General features: G+C 70.7%; 23 protein-coding genes and 5 tRNA genes. 8 read left to right on the top strand and 20 right to left on the bottom strand.

From position 1 onward, the window contains the following. Positions 1-226 precede the first annotated feature (226 nt). Positions 227-1861, bottom strand: coding sequence for a DAK2 domain-containing protein (locus EAO72_RS34960; protein ID WP_148021050.1), 1635 nt, complete (start codon positions 1859-1861; stop codon positions 227-229). 268 nt (positions 1862-2129) lie between these two features. On the opposite strand from EAO72_RS34960, the gene rpmB reads away from it, so the two are divergent. Beyond that, positions 2130-2315 carry a 50S ribosomal protein L28 gene (gene rpmB / locus EAO72_RS34955; RefSeq protein ID WP_003965989.1) on the top strand — a complete coding sequence of 62 codons (186 nt, stop codon included), beginning with the start codon at positions 2130-2132 and terminating at the stop codon, positions 2313-2315. Between the two features lie 104 nt (positions 2316-2419). Here the strand turns inward: rpmB and thiD are convergent, their stop codons facing one another. Both thiD and EAO72_RS34945 read right to left on the bottom strand, forming a co-directional pair. Beyond that, the gene (gene thiD / locus EAO72_RS34950) at positions 2420-3238 is read right to left on the bottom strand and encodes a bifunctional hydroxymethylpyrimidine kinase/phosphomethylpyrimidine kinase (protein WP_148021049.1); all 819 of its coding nucleotides are present in this window, start codon (positions 3236-3238) and stop codon (positions 2420-2422) included. Between the two features lie 10 nt (positions 3239-3248). Beyond that, entirely contained in the window at positions 3249-4220 is a 972-nt protein-coding gene (locus EAO72_RS34945) for a thiamine-phosphate kinase (RefSeq protein WP_148021048.1), read from the bottom strand. A 308-nt stretch (positions 4221-4528) separates the two neighbouring features. On the opposite strand from EAO72_RS34945, the gene EAO72_RS34940 reads away from it, so the two are divergent. Together EAO72_RS34940 and EAO72_RS34935 are read left to right on the top strand one after the other, a co-directional pair. After that, positions 4529-4762 carry an Lrp/AsnC family transcriptional regulator gene (locus EAO72_RS34940; protein WP_064070330.1) on the top strand — a complete coding sequence of 78 codons (234 nt, stop codon included), beginning with the start codon at positions 4529-4531 and terminating at the stop codon, positions 4760-4762. Between the two features lie 20 nt (positions 4763-4782). Continuing rightward, a complete protein-coding gene (locus EAO72_RS34935; RefSeq protein ID WP_187285312.1) occupies positions 4783-5268 on the top strand; it encodes a DUF3515 domain-containing protein in 486 nt (161 codons plus the stop codon). 58 nt (positions 5269-5326) lie between these two features. Here the strand turns inward: EAO72_RS34935 and EAO72_RS34930 are convergent, their stop codons facing one another. The 3 genes from EAO72_RS34930 to EAO72_RS34920 form a co-directional block, all read right to left on the bottom strand. Continuing rightward, the gene (locus tag EAO72_RS34930; RefSeq protein WP_148021047.1) at positions 5327-6484 is read right to left on the bottom strand and encodes a D-alanine--D-alanine ligase family protein; all 1158 of its coding nucleotides are present in this window, start codon (positions 6482-6484) and stop codon (positions 5327-5329) included. Between the two features lie 77 nt (positions 6485-6561). Beyond that, positions 6562-7572 (bottom strand): NAD(P)H-dependent glycerol-3-phosphate dehydrogenase, encoded by a 1011-nt coding sequence (locus EAO72_RS34925; RefSeq protein WP_148021046.1) that lies wholly within the window; start codon positions 7570-7572, stop codon positions 6562-6564. After that, positions 7569-8321 carry a lysophospholipid acyltransferase family protein gene (locus EAO72_RS34920; RefSeq protein ID WP_148021045.1) on the bottom strand — a complete coding sequence of 251 codons (753 nt, stop codon included), beginning with the start codon at positions 8319-8321 and terminating at the stop codon, positions 7569-7571. The genes EAO72_RS34925 and EAO72_RS34920 overlap by 4 nt, the downstream gene beginning before the upstream one ends. A gap of 160 nt (positions 8322-8481) precedes the next feature. On the opposite strand from EAO72_RS34920, the gene cofC reads away from it, so the two are divergent. Both cofC and EAO72_RS34910 read left to right on the top strand, forming a co-directional pair. After that, positions 8482-9165: a 2-phospho-L-lactate guanylyltransferase gene (gene cofC / locus EAO72_RS34915; RefSeq protein WP_148021044.1), complete on the top strand. Its 684-nt coding sequence runs from the start codon at positions 8482-8484 to the stop codon at positions 9163-9165. A gap of 10 nt (positions 9166-9175) precedes the next feature. After that, positions 9176-9379 (top strand): hypothetical protein, encoded by a 204-nt coding sequence (locus EAO72_RS34910; RefSeq protein WP_148021043.1) that lies wholly within the window; start codon positions 9176-9178, stop codon positions 9377-9379. An 83-nt stretch (positions 9380-9462) separates the two neighbouring features. Here EAO72_RS34910 and EAO72_RS34905 read toward each other — a convergent pair whose 3' ends face one another. The 4 genes from EAO72_RS34905 to leuC form a co-directional block, all read right to left on the bottom strand. After that, positions 9463-10137, bottom strand: coding sequence for an HU family DNA-binding protein (locus EAO72_RS34905; RefSeq protein ID WP_148021042.1), 675 nt, complete (start codon positions 10135-10137; stop codon positions 9463-9465). 143 nt (positions 10138-10280) lie between these two features. Beyond that, a complete protein-coding gene (locus EAO72_RS34900) occupies positions 10281-10508 on the bottom strand; it encodes an SCO5555 family protein (RefSeq protein WP_136330716.1) in 228 nt (75 codons plus the stop codon). 104 nt (positions 10509-10612) lie between these two features. Next, positions 10613-11206 carry a 3-isopropylmalate dehydratase small subunit gene (gene leuD, locus EAO72_RS34895; protein ID WP_148021041.1) on the bottom strand — a complete coding sequence of 198 codons (594 nt, stop codon included), beginning with the start codon at positions 11204-11206 and terminating at the stop codon, positions 10613-10615. Between the two features lie 5 nt (positions 11207-11211). Then, a complete protein-coding gene (gene leuC, locus EAO72_RS34890) occupies positions 11212-12636 on the bottom strand; it encodes a 3-isopropylmalate dehydratase large subunit (RefSeq protein WP_148021040.1) in 1425 nt (474 codons plus the stop codon). 174 nt (positions 12637-12810) lie between these two features. On the opposite strand from leuC, the gene ndgR reads away from it, so the two are divergent. After that, a complete protein-coding gene (ndgR, locus tag EAO72_RS34885) occupies positions 12811-13527 on the top strand; it encodes an IclR family transcriptional regulator NdgR (RefSeq protein ID WP_003966003.1) in 717 nt (238 codons plus the stop codon). Between the two features lie 63 nt (positions 13528-13590). Here ndgR and EAO72_RS34880 read toward each other — a convergent pair whose 3' ends face one another. After that, a complete protein-coding gene (locus EAO72_RS34880; RefSeq protein ID WP_148021039.1) occupies positions 13591-14088 on the bottom strand; it encodes a DUF4188 domain-containing protein in 498 nt (165 codons plus the stop codon). A gap of 88 nt (positions 14089-14176) precedes the next feature. Between EAO72_RS34880 and EAO72_RS34875 the strand changes: the two genes are divergently transcribed. Beyond that, positions 14177-14818: a MerR family transcriptional regulator gene (locus EAO72_RS34875; RefSeq protein WP_148021038.1), complete on the top strand. Its 642-nt coding sequence runs from the start codon at positions 14177-14179 to the stop codon at positions 14816-14818. 95 nt (positions 14819-14913) lie between these two features. On the opposite strand, the gene EAO72_RS34870 is transcribed toward EAO72_RS34875, so the two are convergent. The 9 genes from EAO72_RS34870 to EAO72_RS34830 form a co-directional block, all read right to left on the bottom strand. Beyond that, positions 14914-14986, bottom strand: a tRNA-Glu gene (locus EAO72_RS34870). A 37-nt stretch (positions 14987-15023) separates the two neighbouring features. After that, a tRNA-Gln gene (locus EAO72_RS34865) sits at positions 15024-15095 on the bottom strand. 12 nt (positions 15096-15107) lie between these two features. Next, positions 15108-15180: transfer RNA gene (locus EAO72_RS34860), tRNA-Glu, on the bottom strand. A 60-nt stretch (positions 15181-15240) separates the two neighbouring features. Further along, positions 15241-15313, bottom strand: a tRNA-Glu gene (locus EAO72_RS34855). Positions 15314-15348: 35 nt separating this feature from the next. Continuing rightward, a tRNA-Gln gene (locus tag EAO72_RS34850) sits at positions 15349-15420 on the bottom strand. Between the two features lie 86 nt (positions 15421-15506). Then, positions 15507-16226, bottom strand: a complete 720-nt coding sequence (locus EAO72_RS34845) for an HAD family hydrolase (protein ID WP_148021037.1) — start codon at positions 16224-16226, stop codon at positions 15507-15509. 93 nt (positions 16227-16319) lie between these two features. Further along, entirely contained in the window at positions 16320-17792 is a 1473-nt protein-coding gene (gltX, locus tag EAO72_RS34840) for a glutamate--tRNA ligase (protein WP_148021036.1), read from the bottom strand. Next, on the bottom strand, positions 17785-18561 hold the full coding sequence (locus EAO72_RS34835; RefSeq protein ID WP_148021035.1) for a fumarylacetoacetate hydrolase family protein: 777 nt from the start codon (positions 18559-18561) through the stop codon (positions 17785-17787). Before EAO72_RS34835 ends, gltX begins: the two co-directional genes overlap by 8 nt. Before the next feature lie 82 nt (positions 18562-18643). Next, positions 18644-18835 (bottom strand): hypothetical protein, encoded by a 192-nt coding sequence (locus EAO72_RS34830; RefSeq protein ID WP_148021034.1) that lies wholly within the window; start codon positions 18833-18835, stop codon positions 18644-18646. 579 nt (positions 18836-19414) lie between these two features. Here EAO72_RS34830 and EAO72_RS34825 point away from each other — a divergent pair. Further along, positions 19415-23116, top strand: coding sequence for a sensor histidine kinase (locus EAO72_RS34825; protein ID WP_148021033.1), 3702 nt, complete (start codon positions 19415-19417; stop codon positions 23114-23116). Position 23117: the final 1 nt, after the last annotated feature.

The following is a 23117-nucleotide window of genomic DNA, read 5'->3' as shown; positions in this document are numbered from 1 at the left end:
CACCGGCGCTGCGGGTGGCGCGCCAGGTCGCCCGGCGCCGGCGGGACGAGCGGGGGGCGGCGCAGCGCCGGAGTCGCCCGGCGCGGAGTCTCGTCCTCGAKCGCCGGACGGGCTTGATTCGGCCGGGCGCCGGCATGGGAGACCGTCCGGCGATCGAGGGCACACTTCCCGCGGCGGAAGCCGGGCACGCAGGCGGCCGGCCGTACGCAGTGTGCGCCGGGCGGGGCTACTCCACGCCGATCAGCAGCGGAGCGCACTGGTGGCCGCCGCGGTAGACCACCGTGTCCACCGCCAGGTAGCCCTCGCGGACGTGTTCCTCCAGCGTGTCGGCCAGGGTGTCGGGGACGTCCTCCCCGAGGACCAGGGTGACCAGTTCGCCGCCGGCCGCCAGCATCCGGTCCAGCACCTTCCGGGCCGTCTCGGGGACGTCCTCGCCGATGACGGCCACATCGCCGTCGATCAGGCCGAGGATGTCGCCGGCCTGGCAGATGCCCGCCATGGTCCAGGACTGCCGTTCGGCGACGGTCAGTTCGGCGTAGCGGGTGGCGCCGGCCGCCGCGGTCATCGCGACGACGTCCTCGTCGAAGCTGCGGTCCGGTTCGTGGACGGCCAGCGCCGCGATGCCCTGGACCGCGGCCCGGGTGGGGATGAGGGCGACCCGGATGCCCTCGGCCCGGGCCTGCTCGGCGGCGGCGGCAGCGGTGTGGCGCAGGTCCCCGTCGTTGGGCAGGAGCACCACCTCGCGGGCGTGCGCGCGGCGGATGGCGTCCACGAGTTCACCGCTGGCCGGGGGTTCCCCGGGCCGCGCGAGCACCGTCGTCGCCCCGGCCTCCGCGCACAGGCCGCCGAGGCCGTCGCCCGGGACGACCACGACGACGGCGCGCTGGGCGGGCTCGGGGCGGGGGTGCAGCCGGTCCGCGGCGAAGTGGGTGATACGGATGCGGTAAGGCCGCCCGGCCTCGACACCGGCCTCCACCGCCGCTCCGGCGTCGTTAACGTGCACATGGACGTTCCACAGCCCGTCGCCGCCGACCACCACGAGGGAGTCGCCCAGCCCGTCGAGCCGGGTGCGCAGCCGCTCCACCGCCTGGTCCCCGGCCTCCAGCAGGTAGATGACCTCGAAGGCCGGCCCGTCCTGCGGGCCGTCGGCCGCGGGGCAGTCCCCGGCGGCCAGGGCGGCCGGAGCCGGAGCGGCGGGAGCCTCGTACGCCCGTTCCGGGGCCCGGCCCGAGACCGCCTCGACCAGCGCGCCGAGCACCGCGACCAGTCCCCGGCCGCCGGCGTCGACGACCCCGGCCCGGCCGAGGACGGCGAGCTGTCCCGGGGTCGCGTCCAGGGCCGCGCGGGCCCCTTCGTACGCCGCCCGCACCACTGCGGGCGCTCCGGCGCCGTCCGCCACCCGTTCCGCGGCGGCGGCGGCTTCGGCGGCCACGGTCAGGACGGTTCCCTCGACGGGGTGCGCGACCGCTTCGCGGGCCGAAACAGCGGCCCTGGTCAGCGCGAGGCACAGCCGGCCGGCCTCCGCTCCCTCGCCCAGGACCTCGGCCATGCCCCGCAGCAGCTGCGCCAGGATCGTGCCGGAGTTCCCGCGCGCCCCGATCAGCGCCCCGTGCGCCATGGCGCGTACCGCGTCGGCGGTGGAGGGCACCGAGGTACCGGTCTCGTGGGCGGCGAAGACGGCCTCGACGGCCGCCGCCGCCGATTCCACGGTCAGGTAGAGGTTGGTGCCGGTGTCGCCGTCGGCGACGGGATACACGTTGATCGCGTCGATGGCCTCGCGTTCCCGGCCCAGTGCGTCCAGCGCCAGTGAGCACCAGGTACGCACCGCGACGGCGTCCAGGTCGTCGGCGGTCTGCGGCACCTGATGGTCCTCCTCGAAACGCGTACCGGGACGGCGTGCTGCACCGCAGACTAGTGCGCGGCACCGGCTCCGGCCGACGGCCGGGGCAGCCCCGGGGCGGGGCGGGCGGCTGTGCACCCATGGTAGTTTCGTATCTCCGACGCAGCCGTTGTATGCTGCTTCGGTTGCCCGGCGAGAGTCGGGAACATCCCCCGGCACCGCCACTTCATTCAATGAATCCGGCGTGCCGGAATTCACTGTAAGTGCATCTGAAGTTTTGGAGTGACCCGTGGCTGCCAACTGCGACGTTTGCGGCAAGGGGCCGAGCTTCGGCAACAGCATTTCGCACTCGCACCGCCGTACGTCCCGTCGCTGGAATCCCAACATCCAGCGCGTGCGTGCCGTGGTCGGGCGGACGCCGAAGCGGCTCAACGTCTGCACCTCGTGCATCAAGGCCGGCAAGGTCGCGCGCTGACGTTCCCGTCGTAGCGCAGCCCTACCGGTTGCCCAAAAAGCCGGTCCACCTCGGTGGACCGGCTTTTTGCTGTGCTTCTGCTTCCTCCTCGCCGCACGAGCGGGTCAGCGGGCGTCCCTCAGCCGCCATCCGTGGTCGACCGGGCCGATTCCCGATCCCAGCGGGAAGCCCGCCATGATCGCGCCGGTGACATAGGTCTTCGCGGCCCGTACCGCCGTGGGCACGTCCTGGCCGAGGGCCAGTCCGCAGGCGATGGCGGAGGCGAGCGTGCAGCCCGTGCCGTGGGTGTGGCGGTTGTCGTGACGGGGGGCGCGCAGCCAGTGCTCCTCGGTGCCGTCCGTGAGCAGGTCGACGGGTTCGCCCGGCAGATGGCCGCCCTTGACGACGACCCAGCGGGACCCGTATCCGAGCAGGACGGCCGCGGCCTGCCGCATTCCGGCCTCGTCGGTGACCTCGATTCCGGTGAGCTGCGCCACCTCATCGAGGTTCGGGGTCGCCACGGTCGCGACGGGCAGCAGTTTCGTACGGACCGAGTCGAGCGCCTCGGCGGCCAGCAGCGGGTCCCCGTGCTTGGAGACGCCGACCGGGTCGACGACCACGGGGGCGTCCGTGCCGGCGAGGAGCGCGGCGACGGTCTCGACGAGCAGCGCCGACGCCAGCATGCCGGTCTTGACCGCGCTCACACCGATGTCGTCCACGACGCTGCGGTACTGGGCGCGTACGGCCTCGGCGGGCAGTTCCCAGGCGCCTTGCACACCCAGCGAGTTCTGCGCGGTGACGGCGGTCAGCACGCTCATGCCGTGGGTCCCGAACGCCAGCATCGTCTTCAGGTCGGCCTGGATGCCCGCACCGCCGCCGGAATCGGATCCGGCGACGGTGAGCACACGGGGCGGTACGGCGGGGAGTGCGGAGGGTATCGGCATACGCCGCAATCTACTGGGCGTCCTCGATGTCTCCGAAGTGGTCCCAGCCGCCCTTGCTCGTCCAGGGCGCCCCGTCGACCGTCACCTGCGGCAGCGCGGAGGGGTTGAGGACCTCTCCGATCACCTTCCAGCGGGCCGGCAGCTTCACGTCCGGGGGGAACGTCGCGACGATCGCGTGGTCCTCGCCGCCGGTGAGCACCCACTGGAGCGGGTCCACGCCGACGGCCTGCCCGATGTCGGACATCTGGGACGGGATGTCGATCAGCCCGGAACGCAGGTCGATGCGGACCTTGCTGGCCTCGGCGATATGGCCGAGGTCGGCGACGAGCCCGTCGCTGACGTCCGTCATCGCGGTGGCGCCGAGTCCGGCCGCCGCGGGACCCGCGTGGTACGGCGGTTCGGGGCGTCGGTGGGCCTCCACGAAGGCGCGGGGCGAGCGGAATCCGCGCGAGAGCACGGCGTACCCGGCGGCGGACCAGCCGAGCCAGCCCGTGACGGCGACGACGTCGCCGGGCTGGGCGCCCGCCCGGGTCACGGGTTCGTGGTTGCGCAGATCGCCGAGCGCGGTGATCGAGACGGTGATGGTCTCGCCGCGCACGACATCGCCGCCGACGACGGCCGCCCCCGCGACCTGGCACTCGTCGCGGATGCCGTCCATCAGTTCCCCGGCCCAGGTGACCGGGAGTTCGGCGGGGACGACGAGACCGAGGAGCAGTGCGGTGGGCACGGCGCCCATGGCGGCGATGTCGGCGAGGTTCTGCGCGGCGGCCTTGCGGCCGACGTCGTACGCGGTCGACCAGTCACGCCGGAAGTGCCGTCCCTCCAGCATGATGTCCGTGCTGGCCACGACCCTGCGGTCGGGGGCCGCGATGACCGCGGCGTCGTCGCCGGGGCCCAGCCGCACCGCCGGAGTGGTGGTGAGCCGGGAGGTCAGTTCCCTGATGAGCCCGAACTCCCCCAACTCGCCCACGGTTCCCTTCACCGAGTCTCACCTCTCATCTATGGGGCCGGACGCGCGTCCGGCCTGCTTCTGCGGCCGGGCGTCCGGACCGTGCACCGCCCTGGTGGTCACGGGCACACCCGTCCCGCCCGTCCCCCGTCCGCACCGCTGAGCTTGCGGTCGCGGCCCTTCACTGCTGTCGGTACTGTCAAGACATACGTCAACTTGTGTGTTGTGTACGCCACGCTGTGGGCGTCATCCGGCCCGCAGGTCTCCCCGCGGCCCATGGCAACGCGATAACGTGGCGTCCCTTTCCCCCACATGATCCTCGTGGCCGCCCTGGAGGTTCCGTGGTACAGGCGTACATCCTTATCCAGACCGAGGTGGGCAAGGCGTCGACAGTCGCCGAGACCATCGCCAAGATTCCGGGAGTGATCCAGGCAGAGGACGTCACCGGCCCCTACGACGTGATCGTGCGGGCCCAGGCCGACACGGTCGATGAACTCGGACGCATGGTGGTCGCCAAGGTCCAGCAGGTGGACGGCATCACCCGAACCCTGACCTGTCCGGTCGTTCACCTGTAGCCCCCGTCTACGCTGGGCCGGTGACATCTTCCTGCCGCCGGCTCCCCCACCCCGTGCTCCTCGGTCCGTCCGCCGCCCTGGTGCTCCTGGCGGCGGTGGGCTGCACTTCCACGGATCCGTCGGCATCGGTCGCGGTGCCCACGCCCTCCTCGGAAGCCGCAGCCTACTGCCGCGCCCTGCACAAGGAGCTGCCGCGTTCCGTAGCCGGTCTGGAGCGCACGGATCCCGCGCCCCGATCGGATCTGACCGCCGGGTGGGGGGACGGGGCGATCGTACTGCGCTGCGGTGTCGCGCGCCCCGCGAAGATGGACGACTCCCAGGCGAAGGCCGCCGAGGCCGACGGCGTCAACTGGCTGCTGGAGCAACGGGACGACGGACCCCGGTTCACGACCACCCTGCGCAAGGCGTACGTCGAGGTCACGTTCTCGTCGGCGTACGCACACGACGCGACGCCGCTGGCCGCCTTCGCCGCACCGGTCAAGAAGACGGTTCCCAGCGGCCTGTGAGGGCCGCGAGGGGGTGCGCTCCGGTCGGAGCGCACCCCCTCGGCCGTCCCGGTGCCGCTCAGCGCAGGCCGGTCGGACGGTCCAGCGCCGCCTGGATGAGCCGGTCCACCAGCTGCGGGTAGCTGACGCCGCTCTCCTGCCACATGCGCGGGTACATGGAGATCGGAGTGAAGCCCGGCAGGGTGTTGATCTCGTTGATGACGAAGCCGCCGTCCTCGGTGAGGAAGAAGTCGGCTCGCACCAGTCCCTCGCAGGAAGCGGCGTCGAAGGCCTCTACCGCGAGCCGCTGGACCTCGGCGGTCTCCTCGTCGGTGAGCGGGGCGGGCACGATGCCCGACGCCGCGTCGATGTACTTGGCCTCGAAGTCGTAGAAGTCGTGCGAGGTGACCGGCGGGATCTCGGCGGGCACGCTGGCGCGCGGACCGTCCTCGAACTCCAGCACCCCGCACTCGATCTCGCGTCCCCGCAGCAGCGACTCCACAAGGAACTTGGGGTCGTGGCGGCGGGCCTCCTCGATCGCCTCGTCGAGGCCGGAGGCGTCGTCGACCTTCGTGATGCCGATGGAGGAGCCGGCCCGGGCGGGCTTGATGAAGAGCGGCCAGCCGTGCTCGCCGGCGAAGTCCGTGATGCGCGCGCGGGCGCCCTGGGGGTCGTGGTCCCACTCGCGGGGGCGCACGACCAGGTACGGCCCGACGGGCAGCCCGAAGGAGGTGAAGACGCGCTTCATGTACTCCTTGTCCTGGCCGACCGCCGAGGCGAGGACGCCGGCGCCGACGTACGGTACGCCGGAGAGCTCCAGGAGACCCTGGAGCGTGCCGTCCTCACCGTAGGGACCGTGCAGGACGGGGAAGACGACGTCGACCTCGCCGAGCGCCTTGGGGACCGATCCGGGCTCGCTGTAGACCACTTCACGGCTGCCGGGATCGACGGAGAGCACCACGCCGCCCTCGTCGGACTCGGCCAGTTGGGCCACGTCGGGCATCTTGCGGTCCGTGATGGCCATGCGTTCGGGTTCGTCGGCCGTGAGCGCCCAGCGGCCGTCCGTCGTGATGCCGATCGGCAGGACGTCGTACTTCGTCCGGTCGATCGCGTTCAGGACCGCACCGGCCGTGACCACCGAAATGCCGTGTTCGGAGCTGCGGCCGCCGAACACGACGGCCACACGCGGCTTGCGGAGCTGCTGCTCCGTACTCTGGGGGAGGTTCTCGCTGCTCATATCGCGATGAGCGTACCTGCTGGTACGGGTCGCGTCAGCGCGGCCGGGGCCGTCCGGGGCCGAACGGGGTCAGCTTCTCAGTGCCGTTCGGCCTTGGCGCTGCGCGACATGAGTTCCTTGACCGCGACCATGGGCGGCTTGCCCTCGTGGACGATGGAGACGACCGTCTCGGTGAGAGGCATCTCGACTCCGTGCCGTCGGGCCAGGTCGAGCACGGACTCGCACGATTTGACGCCCTCGGCGGTCTGCTTGGTGACGGCGATGGTCTCCTGGAGCGTCATGCCGCGGCCGAGGTTGGTTCCGAAGGTGTGGTTGCGGGAGAGCGGCGAGGAGCAGGTCGCCACCAGGTCGCCGAGGCCGGCGAGTCCGGAGAAGGTCAGCGGGTCGGCGCCCATGGCCACACCGAGGCGGATGGTCTCGGCCAGGCCGCGGGTGATGAGCGAGCCCTTGGTGTTGTCGCCGAGCCCCATGCCGTCGGCGATGCCGACGGCCAGCCCGATGACGTTCTTGACGGCGCCCCCGAGTTCGCAGCCGACCACGTCGGTGCTGGTGTACGGGCGGAAGTACGGGGTGTGGCAGGCGGCCTGGAGGCGGCGTGCGACGGACTCGTCCTGGCAGGCGACGACCGCTGCGGCGGGGCGGCGTTCGGCGATCTCCTTGGCGAGGTTGGGTCCGGTGACGACGGCGATACGGTCGGCGGAGATCTTCGTGACGTCCTCGATGACCTCGCTCATCCGCTTCGCGGTGCCGAGTTCGACGCCCTTCATCAGCGAGACCAGGACCGTCTGCGGCTCTACGTGCGGGGCCCAGTCGGCGAGGTTGGCGCGCAGCGTCTGGGACGGCACGACGAGGACCGCGAAGTCGGCCCCGCGCAGGGCCTCGGCGGCGTCCGTGGTGGCCCGGATCGACGCGGGAAGTTCGATGCCCGGCAGGTAGTCGGGGTTGGTACGGGTCGTGTTGACGGCCTCGGCGACCTCGGCCCGGCGCCCCCAGAGCGTCACGTCGCAGCCCGCGTCGGCGAGGATCATGGCGAAGGCCGTACCCCATGAGCCGGTTCCGAAGACGGCTGCCTTTACGGGGTGCGTCACTTGGGTCCCTCTCCTTCGGCCTTGCGCCGTTGTTGTGCTCGGGCCTTGCGGTGGTCGTAGGGCTCGGCGGGCGCCTTCTCGCCGCGCACCTCCTCCAGCTGTGCGGTGACCGCGAGCATGATGACCTCGGTCGCCTCGCGCAGCACGTCGGGCGTCGGCTCCTGGTCGTAGAACCGGGAGAGGTCGACGGGCGGTCCCGCCTGGACCTGGAGGGTCTTGCGGGGGAAGAGGCGGACCTTGTTCTCCTTGGCGTACGGCGGCACCGCCAGGTTGGCGCCCCACTGCGCGACCGGGATGACCGGGGCACGGGTCATCAACGCGACGCGGGCGGCGCCGGTCTTGCCGGCCATGGGCCACATGTCGGGGTCGCGGGTGAGGGTGCCCTCGGGGTAGAAGGCGACGCACTCGCCCCGCTCGATGGCGTCGACGGCGGCCCGGAAGGCGTCCAGCGCGTTCGTCGTCTCGCGGTACACGGGGATCTGGCCGGTGCCGCGCAGCATCATCCCGACGAAGGGGGTCTTGAAGAGGCCCGCCTTGGCGAGGAGCCGCGGCACCCGTCCGGTGTTGTACTGGAAATGCCCGTACGAAAGCGGGTCCAGGTACGAGTTGTGATTGACCGCGGTGATGAATCCGCCGTCGGCCGGAATGTGTTCCATTCCCCGCCAGTCGCGCTTGAACAGAATCACCAGCGGCGGTTTCGCGATGACCGCTGCCAGGCGGTACCAGAAGCCGATTCTGCGGCGGGACACTCGGACACCTTCCTGTATGGCCTGACTGTGGAACTGACTCCTGACCGACTACCGACGGTCAAGTCTCGCCCCAGGCCCCTGCTCTGTCGAGAACACCGTACGCCTCACCTTCCGGACCGACCCTCCGGGTTGTCGCACCGGCAGGCGAGAATAGGCGGCCATGCGCACCGAGGGGGAGACCGCCACGAACACCGACTCGACCGGCCCCTGGTCACTGGTCGTCCCGTTGAAGCCCCTGGCGCGGGCGAAGAGCAGGCTGACGCCCGCTTCCGGCGCCCTGTTGCGGCCCCGGCTGGCCCTGGCGTTCGCCCGCGACACCGTGTCGGCCGCGCTGTCGTGCCCGGAGGTCGCCGATGTGGTCGTCGTCACGGACGACACGACGGCCGGAGCGGCGCTGGCGGCGCTCGGGGCCCGGATCGTGGCCGACGCCCCGGCGGCCGGACTCAACGCCGCGCTCGCACACGGTGAACGCGTCGTGCGCGCGGGCAGGCCGCGGTCGGCCGTCGCCGCGCTCAACGCCGATCTGCCCGCGCTCCGGCCGGTGGAATTGTCCCGCGTACTCGAATTTTCCGCGGCTTTCCCCCGGGCTTTCGTGTGCGATGCCGCAGGAATCGGAACGACATTTCTCGCCGCTGGGCCGGGAGTGGAATTGGGCCCGCATTTCGGCGGCCCGTCCAGGGCCCGGCATCTCGCGTCGGGGGCGGTGGAGATCACGCTGTCCGGTATCGATTCGGTGCGCCAGGACGTGGACACGGGCGACGATCTGCGGGCGGCGCTGGCGCTGGGGGTCGGTCCGTACACGGCGGGGCGCTGGGCCGCGGGGGTCCGGGCGGCGGACCGATAGGCTGCCGCCCATGCAGGCGACCTCGTACACGTACGACCCCGAGACCCGCACCGGCAGCGTGCTGCTCGACGACGGCACCCCGGTGGACTTCGACGCACCGGCCTTCGACGCCGGCGGCCTGCGGCTGCTGCGTCCGGGGCAACGGGTGCGGATCGAGGGGCAGGGCGAGGGCGCCGCGCTGCGGATCACCCTGATCACGCTGCAGACGTTCTGAGCGTCCCGGAACAGCCCGCGGGCCGGGCTCCCCGAGGGGAGCCCGGCCCGGCGCGTGTGTGAGGAGCCCTGAGGTTCCGGTCCTCACTTCTTGCGTGCAGTGGCCTTCTTGGCCGTGGTCTTGCGCGCGGTGGTCTTCTTCGCGGGCGCCTTCTTCGCCGTGGTCTTCTTGGCGGGCGCGGTCTTGGCCGCGACGGCCTTCTTGGCGGTCGTCGTCTTCTTCGCCGCCGCCGGGGCCGCCTTCTTCGCGGCCGCCGTGGTCTTCTTCGCCGCCGCGGACGTCTTCTTCGCGGTGGTCTTCTTGGCCGCGGCCGTGGTCTTCGCGGGCGCCACGGTCTTCTTGGCGGTGGCTGCCTTCTTCGCCACGGCCTTCTTGGCGGTCGCCTTCTTGGCGGCGGCCTTGGCCGTCGTACGGGTGGAAGAACCGCCCGAGAGGCTGCCCTTGGGGGCCTTCTTCACGGCCACGTCGTTCTTGGGGAGCTTCTTCGAGCCGCTCACCAGGTCCTTGAAGCCCTGGCCCGCACGGAAGCGGGGCACCGAGGTCTTCTTGACCCGTACGCGCTCACCCGTCTGCGGGTTGCGGGCGTAACGGGCGGGGCGGTCGACCTTCTCGAACGAGCCGAAGCCGGTGACCGAAACCCGGTCACCTGCGACAACCGCACGAACGATCGCGTCGAGCACCGCGTCGACGGCGTCCGCGGCCTGCTGACGGCCGCCGACCTTGTCGGCAATCGCTTCTACGAGCTGCGCCTTGTTCACGTCTTCCCCTTCGGAGACATCGCCCGAACGAAACTGTTCAGGCTTTTTCGCACGTTAGGCAGATATATACCGCAAATCAAACACGAAACGGGCTAATCACCCTAGTGCCGCAACGAAGTCGACCGCTGCGCAGTTCCGCAGAGTCAGTCACCTTCGGGGAATCGGCCCTCATCGAGGTCCTTCATCAACCGGTCCAGACGCCTTGCCGCATCCGGTAGATCGTGCTTTGCCGCGGCCGTGACGACCAACAGCTTCCGGTTCAGCGCCATCCGTACGCCCTCCGGGACTTGCAGTGCACGCACTCGTGAGTGCGCTTCCTTCAATTGGTCGGCGACTTGGCCGTAAAGCTTGAGTTGGCTGTCGCGTTCCATGCACCGATTGTGCCATCTGGGGCGAGTTGTCGCCCGACGGGGTCTCAACAAGCGACTGCGCCCCCTACCAGAAGGCAGGGGGCGCAGTACGGGAAACGCGCTGCTCAGGCGTTAATTGTACGGGGCTTGTGGGCCGGCCTGGCCGCCTCGTAGGCCGCGATGTCCGCTTCGTTCTGAAGGGTGAGGCTGATGTCGTCCAGCCCGTTCAGCAGTCGCCAGCGGGCGTTCTCGTCGAGCTCGAAGTCGGCGGTGATGCCCTCGGCGAGGACCTGCCGCTTCTCCAGGTCGACGGTGATCTCGGCCGTCGGGTCGGCCTCGGCCAGGTCCCAGAGGGCGTCGACGACCTGCTGGTCCAGGACCACGGTCAACAGCCCGTTCTTCAGCGAGTTGCCGCGGAAGATGTCGGCGAACCGGGAGGAGATCACGGTCTTGAAGCCGTAGTTCTGGAGCGCCCAGACGGCGTGCTCGCGGGACGAGCCGGTACCGAAGTCGGGGCCGGCCACCAGGACCGAGGCCCCCTTGCGCTCGGGGCGGTTGAGGACGAAGTTCTCGTCCTTGCGCCAGGCCTCGAAGAGTCCGTCCTCGAAGCCGTCCCGGGTGACCTTCTTCAGCCAGTGGGCGGGGATGATCTGGTCGGTGTCGACGTTGCTGCGGCGCAGCGGGACGGCCCGGCCGGTGTGTGCGGTGAAAGCTTCCATGATTCTCAGACTCCGGCGGGCGTACGGACGTCGGACAGGTCGGCCGGCGAGGCCAGATGGCCCAGCACGGCGGTGGCGGCGGCGACCTGCGGGGAGACCAGGTGCGTACGGCCGCCCTTGCCCTGCCGGCCCTCGAAGTTGCGGTTCGAGGTCGAGGCGGAGCGCTCGCCGGGGGCCAGCTGGTCGGGGTTCATGCCCAGGCACATCGAGCAACCCGCGTGCCGCCATTCGGCGCCGGCAGCGGTGAAGACCTTGTCCAGGCCCTCCGCCACGGCCTGCAGGGCGACCCGGACGGAACCCGGGACGACCAGCATCCGTACGCCGTCGGCGACTTTGCGGCCGTCCAGGACCGCGGCGGCGTTCCGCAGGTCCTCGATCCGGCCGTTGGTGCAGGAGCCTACGAAGACGGTGTCGACGTTGATCTCGCGCAGCGGCTGGCCGGCGGTCAACCCCATGTACTCCAGGGCCTTTTCGGCGGCGTTGCGCTCCGATGCGTCCTCGTACGAAGCGGGGTCGGGGACGTTGGCCGACAGCGGCGCGCCCTGGCCGGGGTTGGTGCCCCAGGTGACGAACGGCGCCAGTTCGGCGGCCTCGATGACCACCTCGGCGTCGAAGACCGCGTCGTCGTCCGTGCGCAGCGTCTTCCAGTACGCGACGGCCGCGTCCCAGTCCTCGCCCTGCGGGGCGTGGTCCCGGCCCTGCAGATAGTCGAAGGTGGTCTGGTCCGGGGCGATCATGCCCGCCCGCGCACCGGCCTCGATCGACATGTTGCAGATGGTCATCCGGGCCTCCATCGAGAGCTTCTCGATGGCGGAACCGCGGTATTCGAGGATGTAGCCCTGGCCGCCGCCGGTGCCGATCCGCGTGATGATCGCGAGGATCAGGTCCTTGGCGGTGACGCTGTCGGGCAGTTCGCCGTCGACGGTGATCGCCATCGTCTTCGGGCGGGCCAGCGGCAGCGTCTGGGTGGCGAGCACGTGCTCGACCTGGCTGGTGCCGATGCCGAACGCCAGGGCGCCGAACGCGCCGTGCGTGGAGGTGTGGGAGTCGCCACAGACGACGGTGGTGCCGGGCTGGGTCAGGCCCAGCTGCGGGCCGACCACGTGCACGACGCCCTGCTCGATGTCGCCCAGCGGGTGCAGCCGGACGCCGAACTCCGCGCAGTTCTTGCGCAGGGTCTCCAGCTGGGCGCGGGAGACCGGGTCGGCGATCGGCTTGTCGATGTCGAGGGTGGGGGTGTTGTGGTCCTCGGTGGCGATGGTGAGGTCGAGGCGCCGCACCGGGCGTCCGGCCTGCCGCAGACCGTCGAAGGCCTGCGGGCTGGTCACCTCGTGCAGCAGGTGCAGATCGATGTAGAGGAGGTCGGGCTCACCTTCGGCGCGCCGGACGACATGGTCGTCCCAAACCTTCTCCGCGAGTGTCCTACCCATCGCTTTCCCTCCGGCCGGCGTCGTCGCCGGCCCAACTAGAGATTCGGTGCGCCCCCGTCCGGACCCCCGTGCGGGGCGGTGGCTACGGGCCGTTGTGGGGCCGCCCGTACAGGTTCGCAACTTCCCTGGAAAATTGAACTTGCGTTTCACAGAGTGAGACGCGAGTATCGTCGTATGGACAACTCTAGCGGCGTCGGCGTTCTCGACAAGGCAGCTCTGGTATTGAGCGCCCTGGAGTCCGGGCCGGCCACCCTCGCCGGGCTGGTAGCGGCGACCGGGCTCGCACGACCCACGGCTCATCGGCTGGCCGTGGCACTGGAACACCACCGCATGGTGGCAAGGGACATGCAGGGCCGCTTCATTCTCGGCCCCCGGCTGTCGGAGCTCGCCGCAGCGGCGGGCGAGGACCGGCTGCTCGCCACGGCGGGACCGGTGCTCACCCACCTCCGCGACATCACCGGCGAGAGCGCCCAGCTCTATCGCCGGCAGGGCGACATGCGCATCTGCGTGGCGGCGGCGGAGCGGCTGTCCGGTCTGCGGGACACCGTGCCGGTCGGCTCCACGCTCACCATGAAGGCGGGCTCCTCCGCCCAGATCCTGATGGCCTGGGAGGAGCCGGAGCGCCTCCACCGCGGCCTCCAGGGTGCCCGCTTCACCGCGACGGCACTCTCCGGCGTACGTCGCCGGGGCTGGGCCCAGTCGATCGGCGAGCGTGAACCGGGCGTCGCCTCGGTCTCCGCCCCCGTGCGCGGCCCCTCGAACCGGGTGGTCGCCGCCGTCTCGGTCTCCGGACCGATCGAACGGCTGACCCGCCACCCCGGCCGGATGCACGCCCAGGCCGTCATCGACTCGGCCGCCCGGCTGAGCGAGGCACTGCGCCGTACCGGCTGAGCCTGCCTCCGTACACCATCTCCCGAGGCCGCCCCAGCGTCGTGGCGGCCCGCCTCCAGAACCTCACTCCGCGCCGGAACGATGCGCGAACCGGTCCGCCCCACGGCGGCCCCGCTTCTCGATCGGCAGCGACCCGGTCGCCGCGGCCAGTCCGTACGCCGGCATATCCGCGTAGATGGACTCGTAGCCGCCCTCGGGTACGACATAGGTCTCGTGCCACAGCCCCACGTGCTGCCGGGACTTCTTCTCCTTGCGGTTGATCATCGCCCACGCCTTGCGGTGCAGCATGTCCGGCGCCACGGCGTACGCGTAGAGCTTCTCCTTCGACTCCCAGTACTGCACGACGTAGTACGTCCTCGGCGAACCGGTCAGCAGCTGGTACCGCAGCAGCCCCCGGCTCTTGTCCCGGCTCAACTCCCGCAGCAGCCGCGGCATCGCGAGGAGGACCGGAAGCCAGTGGTGCACCCCCCGGAAGTGGTTGATCCGCATGCCGATCAGCAGGATCACCACATCCCCTCCGGCCGCCGCGGTCGTCCGTCCCGGAATCGGTTTCGCAAACATGCGGGCCCCCTGGCTTCGTTGGAGAGTTGAACTATCCAATGGTTGGATCGTGGCACCGCCCGAGGGGCGGCGCAAGGGAGGGGACGGAATGCGGCTCTCGGAACTGAGTGAGCGGAGCGGCGTGAGCACGGCGACGGTCAAGTACTACCTGCGCGAGGGACTGTTGCCACCGGGGCAGCGGGTGAGTGCGACGCAGGCCGAGTACGACGACAGCCATGTACGCCGGCTGCGGCTGATCCGGGCCCTGCTCCAGGTGGGCCGCCTGCCCGTCGCCACGGCCCGCGAGGTGCTGAACCACGCGGACGACGCGTCCCTGGGCCGGACGATCCGGCTGGGCGCGGCCCTGTGGTCACTGCCGCACGGCCCGGACCCGGACGAGGAGGCGCCGGAGACGGTGGCGGCCACCGCCGAGGTCGAGCGGCTGCTGGACCGGCTGGGCTGGTCGACCGCGCGGGAGATCGGCTCCCTCTCCCCCGCGCACCGGTCACTGGTCGCGTCCCTGGCCACCCTGATCCGCCTCGGTTATCCGTGCGAGGGCGACTACCTGGCGGACCACGCACGCCTGATGCACGAAGTGGCGGTCCGCGACCTGGACATGATGGAGACCTATCCGACCGAGTCGGAGCAGGTGGAGATGGCGGTCGCCGCCGCGGTGCTGCACGAGCCGCTGCTGGCGGCGCTGCGACGGCTGGCCCAGGAGGAGGAGTCCGCCCGGCGGTACGGGCTCTGATCCGACGCCGTACGGATTCCGGGCCGCCAACGGCCCACGCACACAAGCAGAAGGCCCCTCACCGGAGTGAAGGGCCTTCGTCTGCTGCTCTGTTGTACCCCCGACCGGATTTGAACCGGCGCTACTGCCGTGAGAGGGCAGCGTGCTAGGCCGCTACACAACGGGGGCTTGGGTCCTGCGACTTGCTTGATCTTGCTGTCTTGCGCTGGGCTACCAGGACTCGAACCTAGAATGACGGTACCAGAAACCGTAGTGTTGCCAATTACACCATAGCCCATGGTGTTACAAGTACCCCCGACCGGATTCGAACCGGCGCTACTGCCGTGAGAGGGCAGCGTGCTAGGCCGCTACACAACGGGGGCCCTAGCGATCCTGCATCGAAAACGTGGGTGCGACCCAGGTGTTCTCGCGGGAAGGATCTGTACCCCCGACCGGATTCGAACCGGCGCTACTGCCGTGAGAGGGCAGCGTGCTAGGCCGCTACACAACGGGGGCTTGTTCCTGCAACTTACTTGTCTTGCTGTCTTGCGCTGGGCTACCAGGACTCGAACCTAGAATGACGGTACCAGAAACCGTAGTGTTGCCAATTACACCATAGCCCACTGAAACGCAACCCCTGAGGGGTGTTGTCTCTGTCTGCGCTTCCCGTCCGGATCTTTCGTTCCGCTTGGGCGGCGCAGGAAGAACATTACCCGAAGGTGTCCGGCGCTCCAAAACGGGTATTGCCTGCCAGCAGGCCGGGCAGCTGGTCCAGGGCCGTGATCCGGACGAGTTCGGGCCGCCCGCCCCGCCCGTACCGGTCCAGCCAGATGCCCGCGAGACCCGCGGCCACCGCGCCGCGGGCGTCGATGTCGGGTTCGTCCCCCACGTAGACGACCTCCGCCGGCGGCAGGTCCAGGGCCTCGCAGGCGGCGAGGAAGGCCTCGGGGGCGGGCTTGGAGATGCCCAGCTCCGCCGCGCACAGCACGGTCTCGAAGCGGTCGCGCACGCCGAGCGCGGTCAGTTTGCGGTGCTGCTGCTCCAGGGCGGAGTTGGACAGCACGGCGTGCCGGTAGACCCCGGTCAGCGCGTCGAGTGCGGGAACGGCGTCCGGGAAGAGCGCCCAGGCGGCCTCGTAGTGGGCGATGTGGCGCTCGAACCAGGCGTCGGCCGCCGCGTCGTCCAGCGGGCGCGCGAGGAAGTCCCTGGCCCGGTCGCGGCGCTGGCCCTGCCAGTCGGTCTCCCCGTCGGAGAACCGCTGCCAGTGGAGCCGGGTGAGCCGAGCCCAGGCTTCGAGTGCCTCGCCGGCGGTGGCGTAGGCCTCGGGCAGCCCCTCGGCGGCGAGATGCCGGGACATGCCGGTGGCGGCGGCCGTCGTGTAGTCGAAGAGGGTGTCGTCCACGTCCCAGAGGACGGCTCTGATCGGCATGTTCCGACTCTACGCGCGCCGGAACGGACCGACGGGCCCGGCGGCCGCTGTGTGCGGTCGCCGGGCCCGTCCGTGTCCTGTCCGTACGCGCCGTTACGCGGCCAGCTTCGCCAGTGCCGCGTCGATGCGGGCGATCGTGCGCTCGCGGCCCAGGATCTCCAGGGACTCGAAGAGCGGCAGGCCGATCGTGCGGCCGGTGACGGCGACGCGGACCGGGGCCTGCGCCTTGCCGAGCTTCAGGCCGTGCTCCTCGCCGGCGGCGAGGATGGCGGCCTTCAGCGCCTCCGCGTTCCACTCGGCGGCGATCAGGTTGGCGCGGGCCGTGACGAGGAGGGCGTCGGAGCCCTCCTTCATCGCCTTGGCCCAGGACGCCTCGTCGGTCGCCGGCTCGTCGAGGAAGAGGAAGTCGACGTTGGCCGTGATCTCGGAGAGCACCGTGACCCGGGTCTGGGCGTGCGGGGCGATCTCCGCGAACACGTCCGCGTCGAAGGCCTCCGGGGCCCAGGGGGCGAACGGGGCCTGCAGCCAGGGGCCGCACGCCTCGGTGAACGTCTTCACATCCAGCTTGCGGATGTGCTCGGCGTTGATGTGCTCGCACTTCTTGAGGTCGAAGCGGGCCGGGTTGGCGTTGACGTCCTTGATGTCGAACGCCGCGACCATCTCGTCGATGTCGAAGATGTCCCGGTCCTCGGCGATCGACCAGCCGAGCAGCGAGAGGTAGTTGAGCAGCCCCTCCCGCAGGAAGCCGCGCTCGCGGTAGAGGTTGAGCGAGGCCTGCGGGTCGCGCTTGGAGAGCTTCTTGTTGCCCTCGCCCATGACGTACGGCAGGTGGCCGAACTGCGGGGTCTGCTTGGCGATGCCCAGTTCGGTGAGCGCCGCGTACAGGGCGATCTGGCGCGGGGTGGAGGAGAGCAGGTCCTCGCCGCGCAGGACGTGGGTGATCTCCATCAGCGCGTCGTCGACCGGGTTGACCAGCGTGTAGAGCGGGGCGCCGTTGGCGCGGACGATGCCGTAGTCCGGCACGTTCTCCGGCTGGACGGTGATGTCGCCGCGGACCAGGTCGGTGAAGGTGAGGGCCTCGTCGGGCATCCGGAAGCGGACGATGGACGTGCGGCCCTCGTCCTCGTACGCGGCCTTCTGCTCCGCGCTCAGGTCGCGGCAGTGGCCGTCGTAGCCCGACGGCTTGCCGGCGGCGCGGGCGGCGTCACGGCGGGCGTCGAGCTCCTCGGTGGTGCAGTAGCAGTGGTACGCGTGGCCGGCGGCGAGGAGCTTCTCGGCGACGTCCTTGTAGAGGTCCATGCGCTGCGACTGGCGGTACGGGGCGTGCGGGCCGCCGACCTCGGGGCCCTCGTCCCAGTCGAGGCCGAGCCAGCGCATCGCGTCGAGGAGCTGCTGGTACGACTCCTCGGAGTCGCGCGCCGCGTCGGTGTCCTCGATGCGGAAGACCAGGGTGCCCTGGTGGTGCCGGGCGAAGGCCCAGTTGAAGAGAGCTGTCCGGACCAGGCCCACGTGGGGGTTGCCGGTCGGGGAGGGACAGAAACGTACGCGGACTGGTGCGTTAACCACGCTTGATCACCTTGTTGGTGAGAGTGCCGATGCCTTCGATGGTGACGGCGACCTCGTCGCCGACATGGAGGGGTCCGACCCCTGCCGGAGTGCCGGTGAGGATCACGTCGCCCGGAAGCAGCGTCATGGCTTCCGTGATGTGGACGACCAGGTCCTCGATGGAGCGGATCATGTCGCTCGTCCGGCCCAGTTGGCGTTGCTCGCCGTTGACGGTGGCCTGGATGGCGAGGTCACCGGGGTCGAGGTCGGTCTCCACCCAGGGGCCGAGCGGGCAGGAGGTGTCGAAGCCCTTGGCCCTGGCCCACTGCTTCTCGCGCTTCTGGGCGTCGCGCGCGGTGACGTCGTTGGCACAGGTGTAGCCGAAGATGACGTCCTTGACCCGCTCCCGGGGCACCTCACGGCACATGCGGCCGATGACCACGGCCAGCTCGGCCTCGTGGTGCAGCTCCTCGGAGAAGGAGGGGTACTCGATGGCGTCGCCGGAGCCGATCACCGAGGTGGTGGGCTTGAAGAAGGCGACGGGGACGTCGGGGACCTCGTTGCCGAGTTCCGCGGCGTGCTCCGCGTAGTTGCGGCCGATGCCCACGACCTTGTTGGGGAGCACCGGCGGCAGCAGCCGGACCTTGCTCAGCGGGACCTTGGTCCCGGAGAGCTCGAAGTCGGCGTACGGGATGCCCTTGATGATGTCGAGGACGAGACCATCGGGCCCGTCGCCCTCGACCGCGCCGAAGGCGACATTGCCGTCGATGGAGAACCTGGCGATGCGCACGGGTTGCTGTCGCCCCTCACTTGCTGGGTAGCTGAAGACTGACGCTCCAGGCTAACGCGGGTGAGCGGGGACGCTGTGCGCATTACTCCGCGGCGGCCGTGGTGGCTGCGGGCGCCGTCATCAGGATGGTGCGGCGCGGGTTGGCCGTCTGCGTCGGCAGGTCGACTGCGTGCTCCGGCCGCTCCGGCGTCTGCAGCGCTTCGGCGTCCTTGAGGTGCGCCAGCGTGGTGCGCCGGGGGTTGGCAATGTTGCGGAACATCATCGTCGTCTTCATCTGCCGTACGAACCCTGTCGGTAGGGGCGCCGCCCGGAAGGGGCGCCGGTTGTCGGTTTTGCCATCCCTGTAAAGCGTCAGGCTAAACATCCGATTCCCTCCGCAGACCCGGAAGAGACGGCGATCATCCTGTGAGTTTGCTCACGAAGTGACAGACAATCCCGCCAATTCGGGCGGCCGGTGCGGCGGGAAGAAACGGACATTGCATCACTGAATTAACCATTCCGCTCCTGATCATGTCGACTGGGACACCGGCCCACGTGACCTGATTCACCCGCAATCGTCCGGTATGGCAGTGAACGGTCTCCACGTCTTGTTACACCGCCATCACAACGTGTCACCCAGGTCACAGCCCGGTACCTGGCCCTTGTTGGAGATCCGGCACTGTGCTGGAATTCCACGCACCGCCGCGGGTTTCAAGCCGGCGCGCAGGGGCGCTACGCAGCGCCGAGTGGCGGCGGGAAGGGGAAGTGCGCCGGTCACTCACGACCACCATGGGGCGCCACAACGCCCCACGACGCCGACACCGTTCCTTCCGTCCATGACGGGAGAACGCCTGGTCCAGAGGTTGCGACGCTAGTGCAGGGACGTTTCAAGAGGGATGGCAGCGCTGCGGCGGAACAGGAGCCGCGCGGCGGGACCGACCGCGGTTCCTCGCCCCAGCACGCCCAGAACCCCGGACCGGCCGCGGCCGGCGACAACAGCGAGCGCGAGCGGCGCCCCGGCTCCACGGCGGGCGGTGGGTCCGATCCGGTCTCTCCGCTCAAGTCGCGGGGCCCGGTCAACACGGGATCACGAGTAGCTCTTCGTAACTGGCGCATCAGCACGCGTCTGGTCTCCCTGCTCGCCCTCCCCGTGGTCGCCGCGACCACGCTGGGTGGTCTCCGCATCAACGACTCCATGAACGACATCCAGCAGCTGGAGCACATGCAGCTGCTCACCCGGATGACGAAGCAGGCGACCTCGCTGGCCCAGGCGCTCCAGGAGGAGCGCGACCGGTCGGCGGGCCCGCTGTCCAACGGGGTGCCGGCGGACGACTTCAAGGTCACGGAGCCGCGGAAGAAGACCGACCGCGCGAAGAAGGCGTTCTTCACCGCGACGAACGACATCGGTGACACCGAGGGCGACGAGGCCCTGGAGAGCATCCACTCCAGCGTCCAGCAGATCGCCTCGCAGCTCGGCTCCATCCGTGACATCCGCAAGCAGGCGTACTCCAAGGACAGTCCGAGTCTCCAGACGGTCGACGCCTACAGCCAGCTGATCGCCTCGCTGCTGAGCCTCTCCCAGGACATGGCGCAGGCGACCAGCAACCCCGAGATGATCAAGCGGACCCGTGCCCTGGCGGCCTTCTCCTCCGCCAAGGAGTACGCGTCGGTCCAGCGCGCGATCATCGCCGCCGCGCTGCCGGGCGGCAACGACAAGCAGCCCCACCTCGACCGCAACGACCAGCAGTTCGGTGAGGCCGCCCTGAACAAGGAGGACGCGGCCCGCCGCTCCTTCGAGGCGATCTACACCACCACGGGCCAGAGCGCCGACGAGCTGACGTCCACGCTCGACGAGGGCCAGCCCGAGATCAAGGCGGCGGACACCTACGCCAAGAAGGTCCTCACCAACACGAACGGCATCAGCAGCCCCGGCGCCCGCCGTTCGTACATGGACTGGTACGACCAGGACTCCACCAAGATCCAGGCCATGAAGCAGATCGAGGAGACGCTCCTCAGCGACATGGAGGGCAAGGCGCGCGAACTGCGCGACGAGTCCCAGCGCGAGGCGATCATCTCCGGTGCGCTCATCCTGCTCGTGCTCGGTGTCTCGCTGGTCGGCGCCTTCGTCGTCGCCCGGTCCATGATCCGTTCGCTGCGGCGACTGCAGGACACGGCCACGCGCGTCGCCCAGGACCGGCTGCCCGAGCTCGTCAAGCAGCTCTCGGAGACGGACCCGCAGGACGTCGACACCTCCGTCGAGTCGGTCGGTGTGCACTCCCGCGACGAGATCGGCAAGGTGGCCGCGGCGTTCGACGACGTGCACCGCGAGGCCGTCCGTCTGGCCGCCGAGCAGGCCCTCCTCCGGGGCAACGTCAACGCGATGTTCACCAACCTCTCGCGCCGTTCGCAGGGCCTCATCCAGCGTCAGCTCTCGCTCATCTCGGAGCTGGAGTCGCGCGAGGCCGACCCCGACCAGCTGTCCTCGCTCTTCAAGCTCGACCACCTCGCGACCCGCATGCGCCGTAACGGCGAGAACCTCCTCGTCCTCGCGGGCGAGGAGCCGGGCCGCCGGTGGACCCGTCCGGTGCCGCTGGTCGACGTGCTCCGTGCCGCCGCCTCCGAGGTGGAGCAGTACGAGCGCATCGAACTGGCCGCGGTGCCCGCCACCGAGGTCGCCGGCCGGGTCGTCAACGACCTCGTGCACCTCCTCGCCGAGCTGCTGGAGAACGCCACGTCGTTCTCCTCGCCGCAGACGAAGGTCCGGGTCACCGGTCACGCGCTGCCCGACGGCCGGGTGCTCGTCGAGATCCACGACACGGGCATCGGCCTCTCCCCCGAAGACCTCGCGGCGATCAACGAGCGGCTCGCGTCGCCTCCCACCGTGGACGTCTCGGTCTCGCGCCGCATGGGCCTGTTCGTGGTCGGCCGGCTGTCGCTGCGTCACGGCATCCGCATCCAGCTGCGCCCGTCCGACTCCGGCGGTACGACCGCGCTGGTCATGCTCCCGGTCGATGTCGCGCACGGCGGCAAGCAGCCCGCTCCGAAGCAGGCGCCGGGCCAGCAGTCCCCCGCCCCCGGCGGCCTCCTCGCCGGCGGCAACGCGCCCCGCACCGGTCTCGAGAGCGCTCCGTCGGCCCCGGGCGGGCGGCTCGCCGCCGGTCCTGGCGCCAACCGCGGCCAGGTCGGCGCGGGCTCCGGTCCGCGGGCGGCCCTGCCGGCCCGCGACGGCGGCGCGACCCGTCCGCCGAACCAGCCGGGCCAGCCCGGTCAGCCCGGCGGCCCGCAGAACCCGGGCTTCCAGAGCACCGGCACCGGTCCCCAGGGCCGTCAGCCGGACGCCTCGCGCCCGGAGCAGCCGCGTCAGGGTGGCGGGCTCTCCGGTGCCTTCGGCGGCGGTGCCCGGCTCGGTGCCCGCGGCCAGGGCGACGGCGCCCGCACGGACTCGGACCGGCCCAGCCTCTTCGACCAGAAGCGTCCGGAGCAGAGCGGTCCCGCCCGGCAGGCGCCCCAGCCGCAGCAGGCCCGGCAGGACGGCCGGGGCGGCGGTTTCCAGCAGCCCGGCGGTCCCGGTCAGAACGAGCGTCAACTGCCGCCGGTCGGCGGTCCCCGTGCGGAACTGCCGGGTGGCAACCCCCAGCCGCAGCGTCCGCAGACCACCAGCTGGGGCAGCAACGAGGAGCCGTCCGCACCGCGGCGCTCCCCGCTCGACGCGCCCCGCGGTCATGAGGAGCCCGAGTCCGCCGGCCAGTTCCAGCGGCCGCTGAACCCGCCGCCGCTCAGCCCGCGTCCGCCGATGGACAGCCGTCAGGGCCCCGGCGCCACCGCCGAGTTCGCCCGCCCGGACTTCTCGGCACCGGCTCCGCAGCAGCGGCCCGCGCCGCAGGCCCCGGACCCGGCGAGCACCGCGCAGTTCGCCCGCCCTGACTTCGGTCAGCCCGCACAGGCCCCCCAGGGCCAGCCCGCGCCGCGTCAGCGGGACCGCGACAACGGGGACTTCGGTGCGCCGCGTCCGCCGGTCGCGCCGGCTCCGGGCGCGGACTACCGGCCGGTCCTGCCGCAGCAGCCGCAGCCCGAGGCACTGCCGCCGGCCGGTCCCGGCGACGGCCGTACCCCGCTGTACGACACGCTGGAGACCAACTGGTTCCACGGTCCGCAGCAGGGTGGCCAACAGCCGCCCGCCGCCGCGCCGCAGGCTCCCGGTTTCCCCCAGCAGCCCGCCGAGGAGCGTCCCGCTCCCACCGCACCGCGWCGCGGTGCGGGTGACACGGGCGCCACAAGCTCCTGGCGTGCCTCGCCGAACGACGAACTCGTCCGGCAGGCGGAGCGGGTGAAGAAGCCCGCGGCAGGCGGAATTACTACGTCCGGTCTGCCTCGCCGGGTCCCGCGTGCCAATCTGGTGCCGGGTACCGCCCAGCAGCAGAACCATCAGTCCGGTCCCCAGGTGTCGCGTGCGCCCGATGATGTGCGCGGGCGGCTGACCAATCTCCGCCGGGGCATCCAGCAGGGACGTCAGGCCAACAACGGCCCGTCGACCGGCAGTTTCCCAATCGGCCCCACTCACCAGCAGGAGCGTTAGT

The organism is Streptomyces sp. OR43 (assembly GCF_008042275.1).
Taxonomy (GTDB): domain Bacteria; phylum Actinomycetota; class Actinomycetes; order Streptomycetales; family Streptomycetaceae; genus Streptomyces.
This window is presented reverse-complemented; position numbering and strand designations above follow the sequence as displayed.